This window comes from Solwaraspora sp. WMMA2101 (assembly GCF_049179175.1).
Taxonomy (GTDB): Bacteria; Actinomycetota; Actinomycetes; order Mycobacteriales; family Micromonosporaceae; genus Micromonospora_E.
The window spans coordinates 1208399-1226553 of the sequence record NZ_JBMHMA010000006.1; the positions used below are offsets into that span (position 1 = coordinate 1208399).

General features: G+C 72.4%; 14 protein-coding genes and 1 pseudogene. 4 read left to right on the top strand and 11 right to left on the bottom strand.

Going from position 1 to position 18155, the window contains the following annotated elements:
* Positions 1 to 18 precede the first annotated feature (18 nt).
* Complete coding sequence (locus ACN28F_RS06040) at positions 19 to 1386, bottom strand: aminotransferase class I/II-fold pyridoxal phosphate-dependent enzyme (protein ID WP_421357191.1); 1368 nt, start codon at positions 1384 to 1386, stop codon at positions 19 to 21.
* Positions 1387 to 1424: 38 nt separating this feature from the next.
* Here ACN28F_RS06040 and ACN28F_RS06045 point away from each other — a divergent pair, with 38 nt between their 5' ends.
* A complete protein-coding gene (locus tag ACN28F_RS06045; protein ID WP_421357192.1) occupies positions 1425 to 2135 on the top strand; it encodes a pyridoxamine 5'-phosphate oxidase family protein in 711 nt (236 codons plus the stop codon).
* Positions 2136 to 2179: 44 nt separating this feature from the next.
* A pseudogene (leuE, locus tag ACN28F_RS06050) lies at positions 2180 to 2855 on the top strand (leucine efflux protein LeuE).
* Between the two features lie 21 nt (positions 2856 to 2876).
* Here the strand turns inward: leuE and ACN28F_RS06055 are convergent.
* From ACN28F_RS06055 to ACN28F_RS06100, 10 genes are all read right to left on the bottom strand, one after another.
* Positions 2877 to 3941, bottom strand: coding sequence for a hemolysin family protein (locus tag ACN28F_RS06055; RefSeq protein ID WP_289207090.1), 1065 nt, complete (start codon positions 3939 to 3941; stop codon positions 2877 to 2879).
* Complete coding sequence (locus ACN28F_RS06060) at positions 3938 to 5275, bottom strand: hemolysin family protein (RefSeq protein ID WP_289207091.1); 1338 nt, start codon at positions 5273 to 5275, stop codon at positions 3938 to 3940. Before ACN28F_RS06060 ends, ACN28F_RS06055 begins: the two co-directional genes overlap by 4 nt.
* 128 nt (positions 5276 to 5403) lie before the next feature.
* Positions 5404 to 5763 (bottom strand): monovalent cation/H(+) antiporter subunit G, encoded by a 360-nt coding sequence (gene mnhG / locus ACN28F_RS06065; protein WP_289207092.1) that lies wholly within the window; start codon positions 5761 to 5763, stop codon positions 5404 to 5406.
* Positions 5760 to 6053: a monovalent cation/H+ antiporter complex subunit F gene (locus tag ACN28F_RS06070; protein ID WP_289207093.1), complete on the bottom strand. Its 294-nt coding sequence runs from the start codon at positions 6051 to 6053 to the stop codon at positions 5760 to 5762. The genes mnhG and ACN28F_RS06070 overlap by 4 nt, the downstream gene beginning before the upstream one ends.
* Entirely contained in the window at positions 6050 to 6616 is a 567-nt protein-coding gene (locus tag ACN28F_RS06075; protein ID WP_289207094.1) for a Na+/H+ antiporter subunit E, read from the bottom strand. Before ACN28F_RS06075 ends, ACN28F_RS06070 begins: the two co-directional genes overlap by 4 nt.
* Positions 6613 to 8334, bottom strand: a complete 1722-nt coding sequence (locus tag ACN28F_RS06080) for a Na+/H+ antiporter subunit D (RefSeq protein ID WP_421357193.1) — start codon at positions 8332 to 8334, stop codon at positions 6613 to 6615. The genes ACN28F_RS06075 and ACN28F_RS06080 overlap by 4 nt, the downstream gene beginning before the upstream one ends.
* The gene (locus tag ACN28F_RS06085; protein WP_289207096.1) at positions 8331 to 8816 is read right to left on the bottom strand and encodes a Na(+)/H(+) antiporter subunit C; all 486 of its coding nucleotides are present in this window, start codon (positions 8814 to 8816) and stop codon (positions 8331 to 8333) included. The genes ACN28F_RS06080 and ACN28F_RS06085 overlap by 4 nt, the downstream gene beginning before the upstream one ends.
* Position 8817: 1 nt before the next feature.
* A complete protein-coding gene (locus tag ACN28F_RS06090) occupies positions 8818 to 11754 on the bottom strand; it encodes a Na+/H+ antiporter subunit A (RefSeq protein ID WP_421357194.1) in 2937 nt (978 codons plus the stop codon).
* 179 nt (positions 11755 to 11933) lie between these two features.
* On the bottom strand, positions 11934 to 12365 hold the full coding sequence (locus ACN28F_RS06095; protein ID WP_421357195.1) for a hypothetical protein: 432 nt from the start codon (positions 12363 to 12365) through the stop codon (positions 11934 to 11936).
* Positions 12366 to 12520: 155 nt separating this feature from the next.
* Positions 12521 to 12829, bottom strand: a complete 309-nt coding sequence (locus ACN28F_RS06100; protein ID WP_421357196.1) for a hypothetical protein — start codon at positions 12827 to 12829, stop codon at positions 12521 to 12523.
* A gap of 150 nt (positions 12830 to 12979) precedes the next feature.
* On the opposite strand from ACN28F_RS06100, the gene ACN28F_RS06105 reads away from it, so the two are divergent.
* Positions 12980 to 17617 (top strand): ATP-dependent helicase, encoded by a 4638-nt coding sequence (locus ACN28F_RS06105; RefSeq protein WP_421357197.1) that lies wholly within the window; start codon positions 12980 to 12982, stop codon positions 17615 to 17617.
* 117 nt (positions 17618 to 17734) lie between these two features.
* On the top strand, positions 17735 to 17974 hold the full coding sequence (locus tag ACN28F_RS06110) for a CPCC family cysteine-rich protein (protein ID WP_289207101.1): 240 nt from the start codon (positions 17735 to 17737) through the stop codon (positions 17972 to 17974).
* Positions 17975 to 18155 lie beyond the last annotated feature (181 nt).

Genomic DNA, 18155 nt, shown 5'->3' on the forward strand with positions numbered 1-18155 from the left:
CTTCATACCGCTCCGACCTCACCGCCCGACACCCGGCCTGTGCGCCGGTGTACGGACCTGCCCGACCGTGGCCGCCTGTGCGATCGCGGCCGCCAGTGCGGGGACGGCCGGGTCGTCGAGGCTGCTGACCGTGACCCGGATGCCGGGCGCGCTGCGCAGCCGGTGCCGCGAACCCGGGGAGACGCAGTAGCCGGCGGCGTGCAGGGTGGTGACGGCGTGCAGCTCGTCGGGGACGGGGATCCACACGTTCAACCCGCTGTCGCCGTGGCTGGCGACGCCGAGCCGGGTCAGCGCGGCGCGCAGCGCCTGCCGGCGGTGCCGGTACGCCGTACCGGCCGCCGCCACCGTCGCGGCGACCTCGCGGTCGCGCCACAGCTCGGCGAGCAGCCGCTGCAGCACGGTGGAGACCCAGCCGGCGCCGATGCGGGCCCGGCCGACGACCCGGCCGACGGTGGCCTCGTCGCCAGCGAGCACCGCCACCCGCAGGTCTGGCCCGTACGGTTTGCTGGCCGAGCGGAGGAAGGCCCACCGCCGGCTGGCCCCGGCCAGCACCTGCGGCGCGGCGTCGGAGAGCTCGGCGGCGTGGTCGTCCTCGATGAGCAGGACGTCCGGGCCGGACCGCAGGGTGGCGCGCAGAGCCGCCGCCCGGTGCGGGCCGAGGACCGCGCCGGTCGGGTTCTGGGCGCGGGTGGTGACCACGACGGCGGCCGCGCCGGCGGTCAGTGCCTGACGCAGGCCGGCGTCGGTGGGGCCGGAGTCGTCGACCGGCATCGGCACCGCGGTGAGGCCGAGGGCGGCGACCAGGTCGAGCAGGTCCGCCCAGCCGGGGTCCTCCACCGCCACCCGGTCGCCCGGCCGCAGGTGGCTGGTCAGGAGGCGTTCCAGGCCGTCGAGGGCACCGCTGGTGAGGGTGAGGGCTCCGGGCGGCAGGCCGACCTCGGCGAGGCGCTCGGTGGCCAGCGCCGTGACTTCGGGGAGTACGCCGGCGTCGGCGTAGCCGGCGGTGGCACCGTCGCCGGCCAGTTTCCGGGCCACCTCGGCCAGCGGTCCGGCGAGGCCGGGCAGCAGTCGGCGGTCGGGTTCGCCGGTGGACAGGTCGAGCCCGCCGGGTGGTGGGCCGGGTCGTGGGGCGGACCGGGGTCCGGCGACCGGCGGCCGGGGCCGGATCCGGGTGCCCCGGCGACCGGCGGCGTCGACGATGCCGCGGTGCCGCAGTGTCTGGTACGCCCGGGCGACCGTGGCGGGGCTGACCCCGAGCGCGGCGGCCAGGCTCCGGACCGCCGGCAGCGGGTCGCCGGCGGCCAGTTCGCCGGTACGTACGCCCGCTTCGACGCTGGCGGCGATCTCGATGGCGGTGGATCCGCTCGGCTGATAACGTACTGCCACAGTCTGAAGATTGTACTAGTACGAAATCGGAGCAGCCGATGTACCCCCGTACCGCCCGCACCACGGCAGCCCGCGACCGCGACCGGATCAGCTATGAACGCCACGCCGCCCACCGGATCCTGGACGAGGCGTACCACTGCTGCCTGACCTTCGTCGTCGACGGCGCGCCACGCGCCCTGCCCACCCTGCACGTCCGCGTCGACGAAACGCTCTACCTGCACGGATCCACCGGCAGCACCCCGCTGCTCGCCGCCCGAGGGCCCGACGGGCTCGCGGTCTGCGTGGCGGTCACCCTGCTCGACGGGCTGGTCTACGCCCGGTCCCAGTTCCACCACAGCGCCAACTACCGGTCCGTGGTGGTGCACGGCACCGCCCGACTGGTCACCGACCCCGACGACAAGCGCCGGGCGCTCGACGCCCTGGTCGACAAGGTCGGTCCCGGTCGCAGCGCCGACGCCCGACCGCCGAGCCGCAAGGAACTCGCCGAGACGGCGGTCCTCGCCGTCGGCCTCGACGAGGTGTCGGTGAAGTCGCGCAGCGGCGCGCCGATCGACGACCCGGCCGACCTGGCACTGCCCTACTGGGCCGGGGTGGTGCCGCTGCGTACCGTCGCCGACCCGGCGCAGCCGGCGCCCGGGGTCACCGGCCCGACCCCGGCGTACCTGCCCGGCGTCGCGCCCGAGCCGGCCGCCGTCCCGGCCGCTGAACCGGCCGCTGAACCGCCCACCGTGCCGCAGGACACACCGTGACCAGCGACAAAACCGCTCGCCCCGGAGCCCGGCGGTAGGCGAGGATGGCCGGCGTGCTGGGCATCACCGACATCTGGACCTACGTCCTCGGTACCGTGGCGATCATCCTGCTGCCGGGACCGAACTCGCTGTTCGTTCTCTCCACCGCCGCACGTCGGGGCGTACGCTACGGCTACCGGGCCGCCGGGGGTGTGTTCCTCGGTGACACGGTGCTGATGGTGCTCTCCGCCGCCGGGGTCGCCTCGCTGCTCAAGACCCACCCGACCCTCTTCACGGTGATCAAGTACGCGGGGGCGGGATACCTCACGTACGTCGGATTCACGATGCTGCGGGGGGGCCTGGCGACGGTGGCGTCGACGCGACGACCCGCAGGCGCCCCGACTGGTGGACGCCGCCGAGCCGGCCGCGGTCCGGCACCCGTTCCGCCGGGCGACCGTGATCAGCCTGCTCAACCCGAAGGCGATCCTGTTCTTCGTGTCGTTCTTCATCCAGTTCGTCGACCCGGCCTACCCGTACCCGGCGCTGTCGTTCCTGCTGCTCGGCCTGATCGCACAACTGTTCAGCGTGGTCTACCTGACCGTGCTGATCTTCACCGGCACGTACCTGGCGATGCAGTTCCGCCAGCGACGCCGGCTCGCCGCCGCCGTCACCAGCGGCATCGGCGCGCTCTTCCTCGGTTTCGGCGTCAAACTCGCCACCGCCAGCGCCGGCGCGGCCTGACGACCCACGGTGCCGGCGGGTTCAGCGCAGCCGACGCCCCCGGGCGGCGGTGTCCGTCTCGTCGTCGAACTCGCCGATGACCTCCTCCAACAGGTCCTCCAACGCCACGAACCCGACCGGCCGGTCGGCGCCCGCACCGTTGGTGACCAACGCCAGCTGGACCTGGTCGGCGCGCATCGCGGCGACGGCCTCGGTCACCGTGGCGGTCGCCGGCAAGGTGAACGGCCGGCTCATCAGGGTCTCCGCCGTCGCGGCCCCACCCCCGGCGTTGGCCAGCACCGCGTCCCGTACGTGCACGATGCCGATCAGGTCACCGGCGTCGCCGGCGACGACCAGCCGGGACCGCCCGCTGCCCCGCGACGCCGACTCGACCTGATCTGCGGAGTCCGTGCGGGCCACGGCGACGACCTGCTCCACCGGCTGCATCACGTCGCGCACCGTGATCCGCTCCAGCTGGAGCATCTTCGCCAGCAGTTCATGCTGGTCGGGCGGGAGCAGCCCGTGTTCGCGGGACTGCTCCAGCAGGATCCGCAGCTCCTCCGGGCCGTGCACCTGGGCCAGCTGGTCCTGCGGCTCGACCCGGAACACCCGCAGTACGGCGTTGGCGATCGCGTTCAATCCGAACAGGATCGGCCGGGAGACCCGGGCGAAGGCCCGGAACGGCAGGGCCAGCAGCAACGCCGACCGCTCGGGATGGGTGATCGCCCACGACTTCGGGGCCATCTCCCCCACCACCAGGTGCAGGAAGACCACCAGCGCCAGGGCGAACAGGAACGCGATCAGGTGACTGGCGGCGTACGGCAGGCCGGCCGCCTCCAGCCAGGGCGCGACCAGCCGCTCGACCGCCGGCTCGGCCAGCGCCCCCAGCCCGAGGGTGCAGACCGTGATGCCGAGCTGGGCCCCGGCGAGCATCAACGACAGCTCCCGGGAGCCGTCGACGGCGGCCCGCGCCGCCCGCGACCCGGTCGCCGCCGCCTGCTCCAGCCGGTACCGCTTGCTGGCCACCAACGCGAACTCGGCGGCCACGAAGAACCCGTTCAGCGCCAGCAGCAGTACGGAGGTCAGCAACGCCCAGCCGGTGCTCATCCGATCACCTCCACCCGGACCGAGTCCGGGACGTGCCGGTCCACGGTCAGCACGTGCAGCACCGCGCGCTGGCCGGCCCGGTGACCGTTGCCGGCGGTCGCCTCGTCGAGGTCGATCGAGATCCGGTCACCGACCTCGGGCACCCGGCCCAGCTCCCGCATCACCAGACCCGAGAGGGTGTCGTACTCCGGGGCGGTCGGCAGACCGATGCCGGTGGTGTCGGCGACCTCGTCGATGCGCCACCGGGCCGGCACCAGCCAGGACCCGTCGGCCTGCCGGGTCGGCGTGGGCTCCTCCGGGTCGTCCTCGTCGCGGATCGGGCCGACCAGCTCCTCGGCGATGTCCTCCAGGCTGATCACCCCGGCGAACCCGCCGTACTCGTCGACCACGCAGGCCAACTGCCGGTGGCCCTTGCGCAGCCGGTCCAGCACGGCGGGCAGCGGCAGGGTCTCCGGCACCAGCAGCGGCGGGACCATCACGGCGGCGACCGTGGTGCTCGCGCGCTCGGGCGGCGCGACGGTGAGCACGTCGGCGATGCTGGCGATCCCGACGACGTCGTCGACGCCGTCGGAGCCGTGCACGGGGAACCGGGAATGGCCGGTGGCCAGCAGCTCGACCAGGTCGGTGACCGGGGCGTCGACCCGTACGGTGTGCACGTCGACCCGGGGCACCATCGCCTCCCCGGCGGTGAGCTGCCGGAAGTGCAGCCCCCGGTCGAGCAGTGTCGACATCGCCGAGTCGAGGTGCCCCTCCTGGCGTGACTCGGCGATGATCTGGCCGAGGTCCTCGGCGGTGGCACCGCTTGGCAGTTCCTCGATCGGGTCGATGCCGACCCGGCGCAGCAGCCGGTTGGCGGCGATGTCGAACATCCGGATCAGCGGCCCGGCGACCGCGAGGTAGATCAACGTCGACCGGCTCAGTGCCCGGGCCAGCGATTCGGCGCGGGCCAGAGCGAGATTCTTCGGCGCCAGCTCACCGAGGACCATCTGCACCACCGTGGAGATGACCAGTGCGAGGGCGATGGACAGGGTCAGGCTGGCAGCCGCCGGTACGCCGACCCCACCGAGCAGCTCGGACAGGCCGGCACCGAGGTACGGCTCGGCCACGTAGCCGACCAGCAGGGCGGTCACCGTGATGCCCAGCTGGGCACCGGAGAGCATGAACGACAGCCGGCTGGTCACCCGCAGCGCCCGGGCCGCCGCCTGGTCACCCTGGTCGGCCAGGGTCCGCAGCCGGCCCCGGTCGACGGCGACGTACCCGAACTCCTGAGCGACGAAGTAGCCCGTCGCCACGGTCAACACGACGATCAGCAACAGACCGAAAGCGATCAGCACAGGCGACTCAGCGCTCCGCCGACCGGCGACGGGGACAACGGCAGCCGGGTCTCACCCGGCTCGCTACTGCTGCCCTCCTGGGCAGGAGCGTCGGTCATGGCGGGATTATATAGCTGAATCGACCTGGTTCAGCTGGGCTGACGGCCCGGCGTCTCGTCGCGGATCCCGGCCGCCTCGTCGACGATCAGCAGATCCCGGCGCATCAGGTCGGCCCGGTAGGCGGCCCGGCAGATGATGTGGGCAGCCACCGGCGCGGTCATCATCTGGAAGACCGCCACCAACACCAGGGTGGCCAGCTCCGTACCGCTGGACAACCGCAGCGCTAGGCCGGAGAGCATCAGCAGCAGACCCAGCACCTGAGGCTTGGTCGCGGCGTGCATCCGCGACGCGACGTCGGGAAACCGCAGCAGACCGATGGCAGCCGCCACGCTGAGCAGCGCGCCCCCGATCAGGAACACCCCGGACAGTACGGTCACGACAGCGGTCACTGTTCCTCCCGACGCTCGGCCGCCGCGACCGCCGCCGAGCGGGCCGCCACGAACCGGACGATGCTCACCGTGCCGACGAAGCCGAGCAGCGACAACACCACCAGCACCGGCAGGGTGGTGGCGTGCTGGTTGATGGCGGCCTCGGCGGCGATGCCACCGACGATGATCGCGATCAGTACCTCGGCGGCCACGACCCGGTCCAGCAGGGACGGGCCACGGATGATCCGGCCGACGGCCAGCAGGGCCGCCGTACCCAACGCGACGGCGACCACGACGGCGACCGCGCTCATGCGACCTCTCCTCTCGCCGGTGCCGGCAGGTCGAGTTGGCGGACCTCGTCGGCCGAGCCGACCGCGCGCACGATCCGGGCTTCCAACGCGAGCACCTTCTCCCGGGCCCGTTCGACGTCGCGCACGTCACGCACGTCGAGTACGTGGACGTAGAGCGTGCCGCTGGCCGGGTCGGCCTCGGCGACCAGGCTGCCGGGCACCAGCGACAGCGCCTCCGCCGTCAGCGTCAGGTTCAGATCCGTGCGGACCCGCAACCGGACCGCGATCACCGCGCTGCGCGGCACGTGCCCGAACCGGACGGCGGTCCAGGCCACCTGGGCGCTGGCCACCAACAGGTCGATCAGGAACCGACCGAGGAAGCGCAGTACGGCCAGCGGCCGGACCCGCCCTTCGAAGGCCACCGGCGGCAACGGGAACACCGTGATCACCACCAGCGCGACCAGGGTGCCACCGATCAGGTTGCCGACCGACAGGTCACCGTAGAACAGGTTCCAGAGCGCCACCAGTGCGGCGACGGCGATCAGTTGGCTGCGCCACCGGGCGGCCTTGGTGACGGGACTCATGGGGCTCCCTGCGGGAATACAGCTTCGACGTACGGGGTGCGGTCGACCAGGTTGGCCGCCGCTTCGGTGCTGATCTGGAACAGCGGCCCGGCCAGCACCGTCAGCGCCAGCCCGAGGACGACCAGGGCGGTCGTCGCGCCGACCAGCAGCGGAGGCATCGGCTCCACCGCCCCGGGACCGCCCGCCGCCAGCGGCGTGGAGTCCGAATCGGTCGACGGCACCCGGACCGCGACCGGCGCGGCGGTCGCGGTACCCGATGACGCGACGGTCGACGTACCCGTCGGCGCGGCGGTCGGGCCGCCCGCGACGACCGGCCGGGAGCCCGTCGACGCGTCCTGCCGCCAGGCCCTGCCCAGGAGCGGTTCGGCCTCGGACTGGGCGTCACCGGACACGGCGTCCGGCGCCGGCTTGCGCCAGAACGCCAGATTCCACACCCGGGTCACCGCGTACAGGGTGAGCAGGCTGGTCACCGTGCCGCCGGCGACCAGCGCCCAGGCCAACGGGCCGCCGTCAGCGACGCCGGCCTGCAGCAGACCCAGTTTGCCGAGGAACCCGGAGAACGGCGGAATCCCGGCCAGGTTCAATGCCGGCAGGAAGAACAGTACGGCGAGCAGCGGTGCCGCGCGGGCGAGCCCGCCGAGACGTTCCAGGTTGGTGCTGCCACCCCGGCGTTCCACCAGTCCGGTCGCCAGGAACAGGGTGGTCTGGATGGTGATGTGGTGCACCACGTAGAAGATCGCCGCGGCCAGCCCGGCGGCGGTGCCGAGTGCCACCCCGAACAGCATGTAGCCGATGTGGCTGACCAGGGTGAACGACAACAGTCGCTTGATGTCGGACTGGGCGACCGCACCCAGGATGCCGACCACCATCGTCAACAGGGCGACCACCAGCAGCATGTCCCGGGTGCGTCCGCCGGGGAACAACAGGGTCTCGGTACGGATGATCGCGTACACGCCGACCTTGGTCAGCAGGCCGGCGAAGACGGCGGTGACCGGCGCCGGCGCCGTCGGGTAGCTGTCCGGCAGCCAGGCCGACAGCGGGAACACCGCGGCCTTGATGCCGAACGCCAGCAGCAGCATCAGCTGCAGCACCAGCCGCAGATCGTCGGGCAGGCCGTCGAGTCGCGCGGCCAGCTGGGCGAGGTTCACCGTACCGGTGGCGGCGTAGATCAGCCCGATCGCGGTCAGGAAGATCACCGACGACAGGATGCTGACCACCACGTACGTCGTGCCGGCCCGGATCCGTACCTCCGTGCCGCCGAGGGTCAGCAGTACGTAGCTGGCCCCGAGCAGGATCTCGAAGCCGACGTACAGGTTGAACAGGTCGCCGGAGAGGAAGGCGTTGGTCACCCCGGCGGTCAGGATCAGGTACGTGGGGTGGTAGATGGCCACCGGGGTGCTCTCCCGGCCGTCGGCCCGACCCTCGCCGATGGAGTAGAGCAGCACGCACAGCGTGACGGCGGTGGAGACGACCAGCATCAGCGCGGCGAGCTGGTCGGCGACCAGCGCGATACCCAACGGCGCCGGCCAGCCGCCCACCAGGACCACCTGTGGACCGTGCAGGTGCGCGGTGACCAGCAGGGCCAGGGCCACCCCGAAGGTGACGGTGAGGACCGCGACGCTGGTGGTCCGCTGCGCCCGCGGGTGCCGGGCCAGCACCAGGGTAATCCCCGCACCGAGCAGCGGCAGGATCACCGGCAGGGGCACCAGAAACGTCACTTGCCGCTCCCTTCGAGATCGCCGGCGCGGGCCGGGGACTGGCGTGGCGCGCTGATCGCGTCGATCGGGTCGGTGTCGTCGTCCTCGTCGTCCTCGGCGTCGTCGTCGGCGTTCGGGCCCTGGTCGGCGACGGCCCGCTGCATGATCTGGCGGTCCTCCAGGTCGTCCTGTACCTCGTCGTGGCCGAAGAGCAGCCAACTGCGGTACGCCATGGCGAGCAGGAAGGCGGTGAGTCCGAGGGTGATCACGATGGCGGTGAGGATGAGCGCCTGGGGCAGCGGATCGCTCATCTCCTCCTGCGGGGTGACCTCGGCGATCGGCGCGCCGCCGGCCCGGCCGCCCAGCAGGATCAGCAGGTTGGCACCGTTGCCGAGCAGGATCACCCCGAGCACCACCCGGGTGAGGCTGCGTTCCAGCAGCAACGTGACCCCGGCGGCGAAGAGCACCCCGACGACGAGGACGAGTACGAGGTTGGGTGTCATGTCAGCTCCTCGATCCGACCGGCTCGGGGTCGCCGACACCGTCGGTGATCTCGTTCGTGGGCGTGTCGTCGACGTCGACGTCCGGTTCGGCCGACCGGGCGATCTGGCGGTCGACCTCGGCACCCAGGCTGCGCAGGATGTCCAGGACCAGGCCGACCACGATCAGGTAGACGCCGACGTCGAAGAAGAGCGACGTCACCAGGTGCACCTTGCCGATGACCGGCACGTGCAGATCGACGATGGCGCTCTGCAGGACGTCGCCGCCGACCAGGATCGGGCTGAGCCCGGCACCGACGGCGAGGAACAACCCGACCCCGAGGACCAGACCGGCGTCGACCGGGGCGGCCTCGTTGAGCTCGTACCGTCCGCCGGCGAGATACCGCACGGCGAGGGCGAGGCCGGCCACCAGTCCGCCGGCGAAGCCGCCGCCGGGTGCGTTGTGCCCGGAGAAGAGCAGGAAGATCGAGTAGACCAGGACCGCGTGGAACAGCAGCCTGGTGATCACCTCGAAGATGATCGACCGGCCACGGGGCGCCTGGGTGGCGCCGCCGCGCAACCAGATGCGTGCCCGCCGGGACCGCGCCGGTGGTCCGCCCGTCGATGGCTCGGCTCCGCCGGCCGGCCGGGGGCCCGGCCCGCCGGCCGGGGCCTCGACACTGGCCCGCCGGGGGCCCGGACCGGTACGGGGCCGTAGGAATACCAGGCTTGCCACGCCGGTGGCGGCCACGACCAGTACGGAGATCTCGCCCATGGTGTCCCAGGCGCGGATGTCCACCAGCGTCACGTTGACCACGTTGCGCCCACCGCCGTACTCGACGGCCTGCTCCGGGAAGGCGTCCGAGATCGGTGCGGCCTCCCGGCCGCTGACCGCCGCCGCCGCCATCCCGGCCATCACCGCGCCGACGGCCACCCCGAGCGCGATCCGGGCGTAGCGGCTCGACCGTAGCGGTCGTTCCGAGAAGTAGATCGGCAGCCGGCGCAGCACCAGCACGAACACGACGATGGTGATGGTCTCCACCAGGAACTGGGTCAGCGCCAGGTCCGGCGCGCCGTGCAGGACGAACATCAGCGCGGTGCCGTACCCGGTGACACCGGCGAGGATCACCGCCTTGAGTCGACGCTGCGCGCGTACCGTCGCGATCGCGGCGACGACCATCACGGCCGCGACCGCGACCTGCACCGGCGTGTCGTACCACCGCCACTGTTCCAGCCACGGGCGGTTGACCAGCAGCGCTCCGCCGGGCACGGCCACCAGGACCAGCAGGATGATGCTGAGGTACTGCGGCAGCGAACCCCGCTGGGTGGCACCGGTGACCTCGACCGAGAGCCGGTCCAGTCCGTGGGTGGACTGGGCGTACACGGTGGACCCGTCGGTGGGGGCGCGCAGCCGCCGCTGGATGGTCGCGACCCGGTCGCGCAGCACGAACAGCACCGCGCCGGCGGCGAGCGCGACCAGGGACAGCCCCAGAGCGGGGGTGAACCCGTGCCACAACGCCAGGTGGTAGTCGCCCGGTCCGAACAGGCCGGCGTACGGCGCGAGGATCTCGTCGACGGTGGCGGCCAGCGGGCCGAGGGCGAGACCGGTCAGGGCGAGGACGCCGACCGGGACGACGAAGGTCGCCCCGACCGGTGTGCTCGCCGTCGGTTCCTGGCCGGGTTTGCTGGCGAACGCACCCCAGACGAACCGCGCGCTGTACGCGGTGGTGAGCACCGCGCCGAGCACGATCAGCGCCAGGACCAGCGGATCCGGGGCGAACGCCGCCAGCACTGCTTCCTTGCCGACGAAGCCGAGCAGCGGTGGCACCCCGGCCATCGAGGCGGCGGCCAGCACGGCGGCGACGGCGACGAGCGGCATCCGCCGACCCAGCCCGCTCAGCTCGGTCAGGTCCCGGGTGCCGGCACACTTGTCGACGATCCCGACGACCAGGAACAGGGTGGCCTTGAACAGGGCGTGGGCGAGCAGCATGGTGATTCCGGCCAGTGCCGGATCACGGTCGCCGGCACCGGCGACCACCATCAGCAGGCCGAGCTGGCTCACGGTGCCGTAGGCCAGGAGCAGTTTCAGATCGGTCTGGCGCAGCGCCGCCCAGCCACCCACCAGCATCGTCGCGGTGCCGGTGACGACGATCAGCCAGTACCACCAGGGGTTCGCCGCATACACCGGGGACAGCAGCGCCACGAGGTAGACGCCGGCCTTGACCATGGCAGCGGCGTGCAGGTAGGCGCTGACCGGCGTCGGGGCCGCCATGGCGGCCGGCAGCCAGAAACTGAACGGGAAGATGGCCGACTTGGACAGCGCGCCGACCAGGATCAGCACCAGCGCGGCCGCCAGGTAGCCGCCGGACGGCGGCGTGCTCTCGACGATCTGCGACCAGCGGTACGTCCCGGCCTGCTCCCCGAGCATGATGAACCCGATCAGCATGGCGAGTCCGCCGAGGGTGGTCACGATCAGCGCCTGGGCGGCCGCCCGACGGCTGGCCCGTTTCTCCGGGTGGTGGCCGATGAGCAGGTAGGAGAAGACCGTGGTCAGTTCCCAGAAGATGTAGAGCAGAATCAGGTCGTCGGCGATGACCAGGCCGAGCATGGCTCCGGCGAAGCCGACGAAGACCGCGGTGAAGCGGCCGAGCCCGGGCTCGTCGGCGGGGAAGTAGCGGGCGCAGTAGATGAGCACCAGGGCGCCGACCCCACCGACGAGCAGCACCATCAGCCAGGACAGGGTGCCGGTACGCAGGGCAAGGTCGAGCCCCAACTGCGGGACCCAGGGGTAGGTTTCCTCGATCGGGCCGTCATCGCGTACCGCCGAGGTGTTGGCCAGTGCCCAGACGAACGCCGCACCCGGCGCGGCGGCCACCAGGTAGCAGGCACGCGGACCCCACCAGCGGACCAGAAGCGGCGCGATCAGCGCGGTCACGAGATGGACGATCAGCAGGACCAGCACACAGGGCTCCAGGTAGGTGTCGTCGCGGGCCGTCGGCCCGGGTCCGTTGACAGATTCGCATGGTTGGCGCGGCGGGAGGCGCCGGACGGCGTGTCGCCACCATGCGACGCGCAAGCTGTCCGGCCTGCCCTGCGAGGGTGCGGTGTCGGTGAGTCGGACACCGAGCGGTGCCGGCCGGGTCAGCTCGAGGTAGTGGCCAGGTCAGGCTGGGGTCGGCCGGGTGGTGCCCGGCTGCCGTTGCAGCGGTGGGTGCCCCGGGCGACGTGGTCGCTGGATCGGCGATGAACGCACCCCGCGCCGGTCTCCGGCCCGGACGGCCAGTCCGCGGCGAGTGCCGGGGCCAGCCCGGCCTGGTCGCCGCCAGCGGACCGGGGGCGGTCGTCGACGTGTTGCCGGTCGTCGCGCTCAGTGGCGGCGTCGTCGGCTCCGCTGCGCCCACCGGGCGAGATCGTCTGGTGCAGCAGGGCGGCACCGATGGAGGCCGGACCGGCGGCGATGGCAACGGCGGGTACGGCCACCGAACCGGCACCATGCACGGCGGTACCGGTCAGCAGGAAGAGCAGCGCGATGGCGACCCAGCGGGGGCATGACAGGCGGCGGATTCGCACCATCGTCGCCCCCCTCCACGCAGTTGTCGTCCCCGCTACCCTACCGGCCCACGGTCACCGGCCCCCGACCGTCGGGACCTGGATGGTAAGCCATCCTACGTGGTTGGGCAGTTACATCGCGGTTACCGACGCGTGGCGGGCACCGGACGGACCGCTACTCAGTCCATGATGGCTGGTCCGGGCGCGACCGACGGAGTGGGGCGCACGGCGGCGACGGCCGGGATCTGCAACAGGCCGCCGCGACCGGCCAGCACCATGTAGTAGTGCACCGTCGCCCGGACCCTTGCCCGGTCCGCCGCACTCGCCGAGGCGCTGTTCACCACCAACGCACGAAGCGCCTCGACGACGGGCTCCACCATCGCGGCGTCCGGGCCGGGATGCCGCAGCCGCAGCAGGGCGGCGAGCCCGTCCACCCGACGGAGCAGCACCTCGGTGTCGTGGTGCAGGCCGCGCTCGACGACGGGCATGGGGGTACTCCTCAGCAGACCGGATGATGACCGAAAGTTACTGCATAACTACTAAGTCGGGCAAGTCCGGTGTGCCGACTTCACCATGTTTTTTCGCCCTATGGTGGTCTCGGGTACTGAACTGTCAGATCCAGCAGGCAGGATGAGGCTATGGTCCTGCAGCGGTTCGGTGCCGCCACCCGGGAGTGGTTCGGCAGCGCCTTCGCGGCACCGACAGCCGCCCAGCAGGGCGCATGGGAGGCGATCAGCGACGGCCAGCACGCTCTCGTCGTCGCACCGACCGGGTCCGGCAAGACCCTCGCCGCCTTCCTCTGGTCGTTGGACCAACTGCTACGGACGCCCCCGCCGGCCGATCCCCGGCACCGTTGCCGGGTGCTCTACCTCAGCCCGCTCAAGGCCCTCGCCGTCGACGTCGACCGCAACCTACGTACCCCGTTGGTCGGCATCGGGCAGGCCACGGCCCGGCTCGGTCTGCCCGCGCCGACGGTCACCGTCGGGGTACGCACCGGCGACACCCCGGCGGAGCAGCGTCGTGCCTTCGGCAAAGCGCCACCGGACATCCTCATCACCACCCCGGAGTCGCTGTTCCTGCTGCTGACCTCGGCCGCCCGGGAATCGTTGCGCGGCGTGCAGACGGTCATCGTCGACGAGGTGCACGCCGTCGTCGGCACCAAACGCGGCGCGCATCTGGCGCTGTCACTGGAACGGCTGGACGCGCTGCTCGCCGCGCCGGCCCAACGGATCGGGCTGTCGGCCACCGTACGGCCGGTCGAGGAGACCGCCCAGTTCCTCGGCGGCCGGCATCCGGTCCGGGTGGTCGCCCCACCCACCACGAAACTCATCGACGTCAGCGTCCAGGTCCCGGTGCCCGATCTGGCCCACCTCGACGAGCAGCCCGACGGTGACGACGACGCGCCGGGCCGTACCAGCCGGTCCATCTGGCCCGCCGTCGAGGAACGGGTCCTCGACCTGATCCTGCGCCACCGCTCCACCATCGTGTTCATCAACTCGCGCCGCTCGTCGGAGCGGCTCTGCGCCCGCCTCAACGAGCTCGCCGCCGACCGGGCAGCGGTGCAGGCTCCCGCCGACCAGCCGACGGCACCCACCGCCGGGGTCACGGCGGCGCAGCGGAGCACCCGGATGCCGGCGGAGATCATGGCCCAGTCCGACGCCGCCCGTGGCGCGCCGCCGGTGATCGCCCGTGCCCACCACGGCAGCGTCTCGCGCTCGGAGCGGCTGCAGATCGAGGAGGCGCTCAAGTCCGGCCGGCTCCCGGCGGTGATCGCCACCTCCAGTCTCGAGCTCGGCATCGACATGGGCGCGGTCGACCTGGTCGTGCAGATCGAGGCACCGCCGAGCGTCGCCGCCGGTCTGCAACGGGTCGGCCGGGCCGGGCACCAGGTCGGCGCACTGTCGGAGGGCGTGGTGCTGCCGAAACACCGGGGTGACCTGCTTGCCTGCACGGTCGTCACACAGCGGATGGCCGACGGTGAGATCGAACAGTTGCGGTTCCCCCGTAACCCACTGGACGTGCTCGCCCAGCACGTCGTCGCGATGGTCGCGGTCGACCCGTGGCGGCTCGACGAGCTCGCCACACTGGTCCGCCGGGCGGCCCCGTACGCCGAACTACCCGACTCGGCGCTGCACGCGGTGCTCGACATGCTCTCCGGCCGGTACCCGTCGACCGCCTTCGCCGAGCTGCGGCCCCGACTCGTCTGGGACCGCCACAGTGACCTGCTGACCGGTCGACCGGGCGCCCAGCGGCTGGCGGTGACCAGCGGCGGCACCATCCCCGACCGGGGACTGTTCGGGGTCTTCCTGGCCGGTGCCGCCCAGACCACCAGGGTCGGTGAGCTCGACGAGGAGATGGTCTACGAGTCACGGGTCGGCGACGTGTTCCTGCTCGGCGCCACTTCCTGGCGGATCGAGGAGATCACTGCGGACCGGGTGCTGGTCACCCCCGCACCAGGCCAACCCGCCCGGATGCCGTTCTGGAAGGGCGACCAGCCGGGGCGGCCGGTGGAGCTGGGCCGCGCGCTCGGTGCCCGGCTGCGCGAGCTGGGTCGGCTGGACGCCCCGACCGCGCGCGCCGCGCTGGGCACCACCGGGCTGGACGACTGGGCCACCGACAACCTGCTGCGATACCTCGCCGAGCAACGTGACGCCACCCGGGTGTTGCCGGACGACCGGACCATTCTCGTCGAGCGGTTCCGTGACGAGCTCGGCGACTGGCGGCTGGTGGTGCACAGCGTCCTCGGCGCCCAGGTCAACGGCCCCTGGGCGATGGCCATCGGTCGGCGGATCAGCGAACGGTACGGCGTCGACGCCCAGGTGCTGCCCGCCGACGACGGCATCGTCGTCCGGTTGCCCGACATGGTCGACACACCGCCCGGTGCCGATCTTGTCGTCTTCGACGCCGACGAGATCGGCCCGCTCGTCGAGGAGTCCGTCGGCGGGTCCGCGCTGTTCGCCGCACGGTTCCGGGAATGCGCCGCCCGGTCACTGCTGCTGCCCCGCCGGGATCCGCGTCGCCGGCAGCCCCTGTGGCAGCAGCGGCAACGCGCCGCTCAACTGCTCGACGTCGCCCGGGAGTTTCCCGATTTCCCGGTCACCCTCGAAGCCGCCCGGGAATGTCTACAGGACGTGTTCGACATGTCGGCCGTGACCGGGCTGATGGCCGACCTGACGACCCGTCGACTGCGACTCGTCGAGGTCGAGACCGCCCGGCCCTCACCGTTCGCCCGGTCGTTGCTGTTCGGATACGTCGGCGCGTTCCTCTACGAAGGCGATCTGCCGTTGGCCGAGCGCCGGGTCGCCGCGTTGAGCCTCGACGCGACGCTGCTCGGCGAGCTGCTCGGCCGGGTCGAGCTGCGGGAGCTGCTCGATCCGGCGGTGCTCGCCGAGACCCACCGTCAGCTGCGATGGCTCGACGGACACCGCCGGGTCCGCGACGCCGAGGACCTGGCGGAGATGTTGCGCGTACTGGGCGACCTGTCCGAGGCGCAGCTGCGCGAGCGGCAGGTGGATCCGGCCTGGCTGACGGAGCTCGTCCGGAGCCGACGCGCGATCGAGGTACGGGTCGCCGGCGAACAGCGCTGGATCCTGGTCGAGGACGCGGCGCGGCTGCGCGACGCCCTCGGCGTCGCGTTGCCGGTCGGCCTCGCCGAGGCCCACCTCGCCCCGGTCGACGACCCGCTCGATGACCTCGTCCGGCGTTACGCGCGGACCCGGGGCCCGTTCGACGCGACACAGTGCGCCCAACGGTTCGGGCTGGGCCGCTGGGTCGTCGAGCAGACGCTGCGCCGGTTGGCCGCGGCCGGCCAGGTCGTCGCCGGTGAGTTCACGATGGACCTGTCCGGGCCGCAGTGGTGCGACGCCGAGGTCCTGCGGATGCTACGGCGCCGGTCGTTGGCGGCCCTGCGTCGGGAGATCGAGCCGGTTCCGGCGGCGACGCTGGCCCGGTTCCTGCCCCGGTGGCAGCAGGTCGCCGGCACCGGGCGGGGGGTCGACGCCGTGGCGGCGGTGATCGAGCAGTTGCAGGGGGTGGCCGTACCGGCCTCAGCGTTGGAACGCCTGGTGCTGCCGGCCCGGGTGCCCGACTACACATCGTCGTATCTGGACGAGCTCTGCGCCAGCGGCGAGGTCCAGTGGGCCGGTGCGGGCGCGATCGGTGCCAACGACGGTTGGGTGAGGCTGGTCTTCGCCGAGACCGCCGCGCTGGTGTTGCCGCCCCCGGAGGCGGCACTGACCATGACCCCGGTCCACACGGCCCTGCTCGACGCCCTCGCCGACGGGCAGGCGCTGTTCTTCCGGCAACTCGCCGACCGGGTCGCCGCGGCCGCCCCTGTCGACGGACCGACGGCCACCGACGCAGCTGGCGACGGACCGACGGCCACCGATGCGCCGGGCGGTGGTGTGGCCGGACACCGGTACGACCCGGGCACGATCGAATCGGCGCTGTGGGACCTGGTCTGGGCGGGCTGGCTGACCAACGACACCTTGGCGGCGCTGCGCGCCGTGCTGGGCCCCGGCGGAGCGCACCGGTCCCGCGCCGGTCAGCCGCCCCGGACCAGGTCCCGCCGGCCGGGTCGAGGGTTCGCGGTGCGCCCGGCGGCACCGACACTCGCGGGCCGCTGGTCGCGTCTGCCGGACCGGGACCCGGACCCGACGCGGCGGGCGGCGGCGCTCGCCGACGTCCTCCTGGAGCGGTACGGCGTGCTGACCCGTGGCGCGGTGGCCGGCGAGGGCACCCCGGGCGGCTTCGCCGCCGTATATCCGGTGCTGTCCGCTCTGGAGGAACGCGGGGCGGCCCGCCGGGGCTACTTCGTCGACGGGCTCGGCGCCGCCCAGTTCGCCCTGCCCGGCGCGGTCGAGCGGCTGCGGGAGTTGTCCGGACCGGCAGCGGACCGCCCGGACGGCGACCCGATGGTGCTGGCGGCGACCGATCCCGCGAGCCCGTACGGTGCCGCACTGCCGTGGCCGCAGCGGCCGGGCGAACAGGACGGGCACCGGCCGGCGCGCAAGGCCGGCGCCGTGGTGGTGCTCGTCGGCGGCGAACTGGTGCTCTACGTCGAACGCGGCGGCCGTAGCCTGTTGCGCTTCACCGACGACGGGCAGCGGCTGGCCGTGGCGGCTCGGGCGCTGGCCGCCACGGTGACCTCCGGCGCGCTCGGTGCCATCTCGGTCGAGCGTGCCGACGGCGAACCGGTCCGGGATTCGCCGCTGCATCCCGCGCTGGCCGCCGCCGGATTCCGGGTCACCCCGCGTGGCCTGCGCCTGCGCGGCTGAGGGTGGGTTTCTCGGCCCGCCCATGTTTGGGCAGCGTCCGAGGGATGCCGATCGACCACAACGGAGTCAACCGACCGCAATCGCAGGTCTGAAACGCTCCTGTGGAAGGCTTACCGGGTGGGCCCGCACTCCGTCGACAGATGTCCCTGCTGTGGTTACCGGACCGGATGCACCACCTGCCCTGTCTGCTTCTGGACCGACGACGGCCAGGGCGACCAGGACGCCGAGGTGGTGCGTGGCGGGCCGAACGGCGATCTGAGCCTGTCCCTGGCACGGCTCAACTTCGCGATCTACGGCGCGAGCCACCAGCGCTACGCCGACATCGTCCGGTCTCCCCGACCCGACGAGTACCCGTAGCGAATTTCGCCGTTTCACAGGGTCAACAATGTGCCGACATTCTGCTACCGTCGGCACATCGTTACCCCGGCGCAACACACGCTGCGCGCCACGACGCGGTTCACGCCAGAATTTGCAGTCTGTGAGCAACTCCCTGACCTGGCGCTTGAACCGTCGGGATCATCCGAACGGACGATGCCTG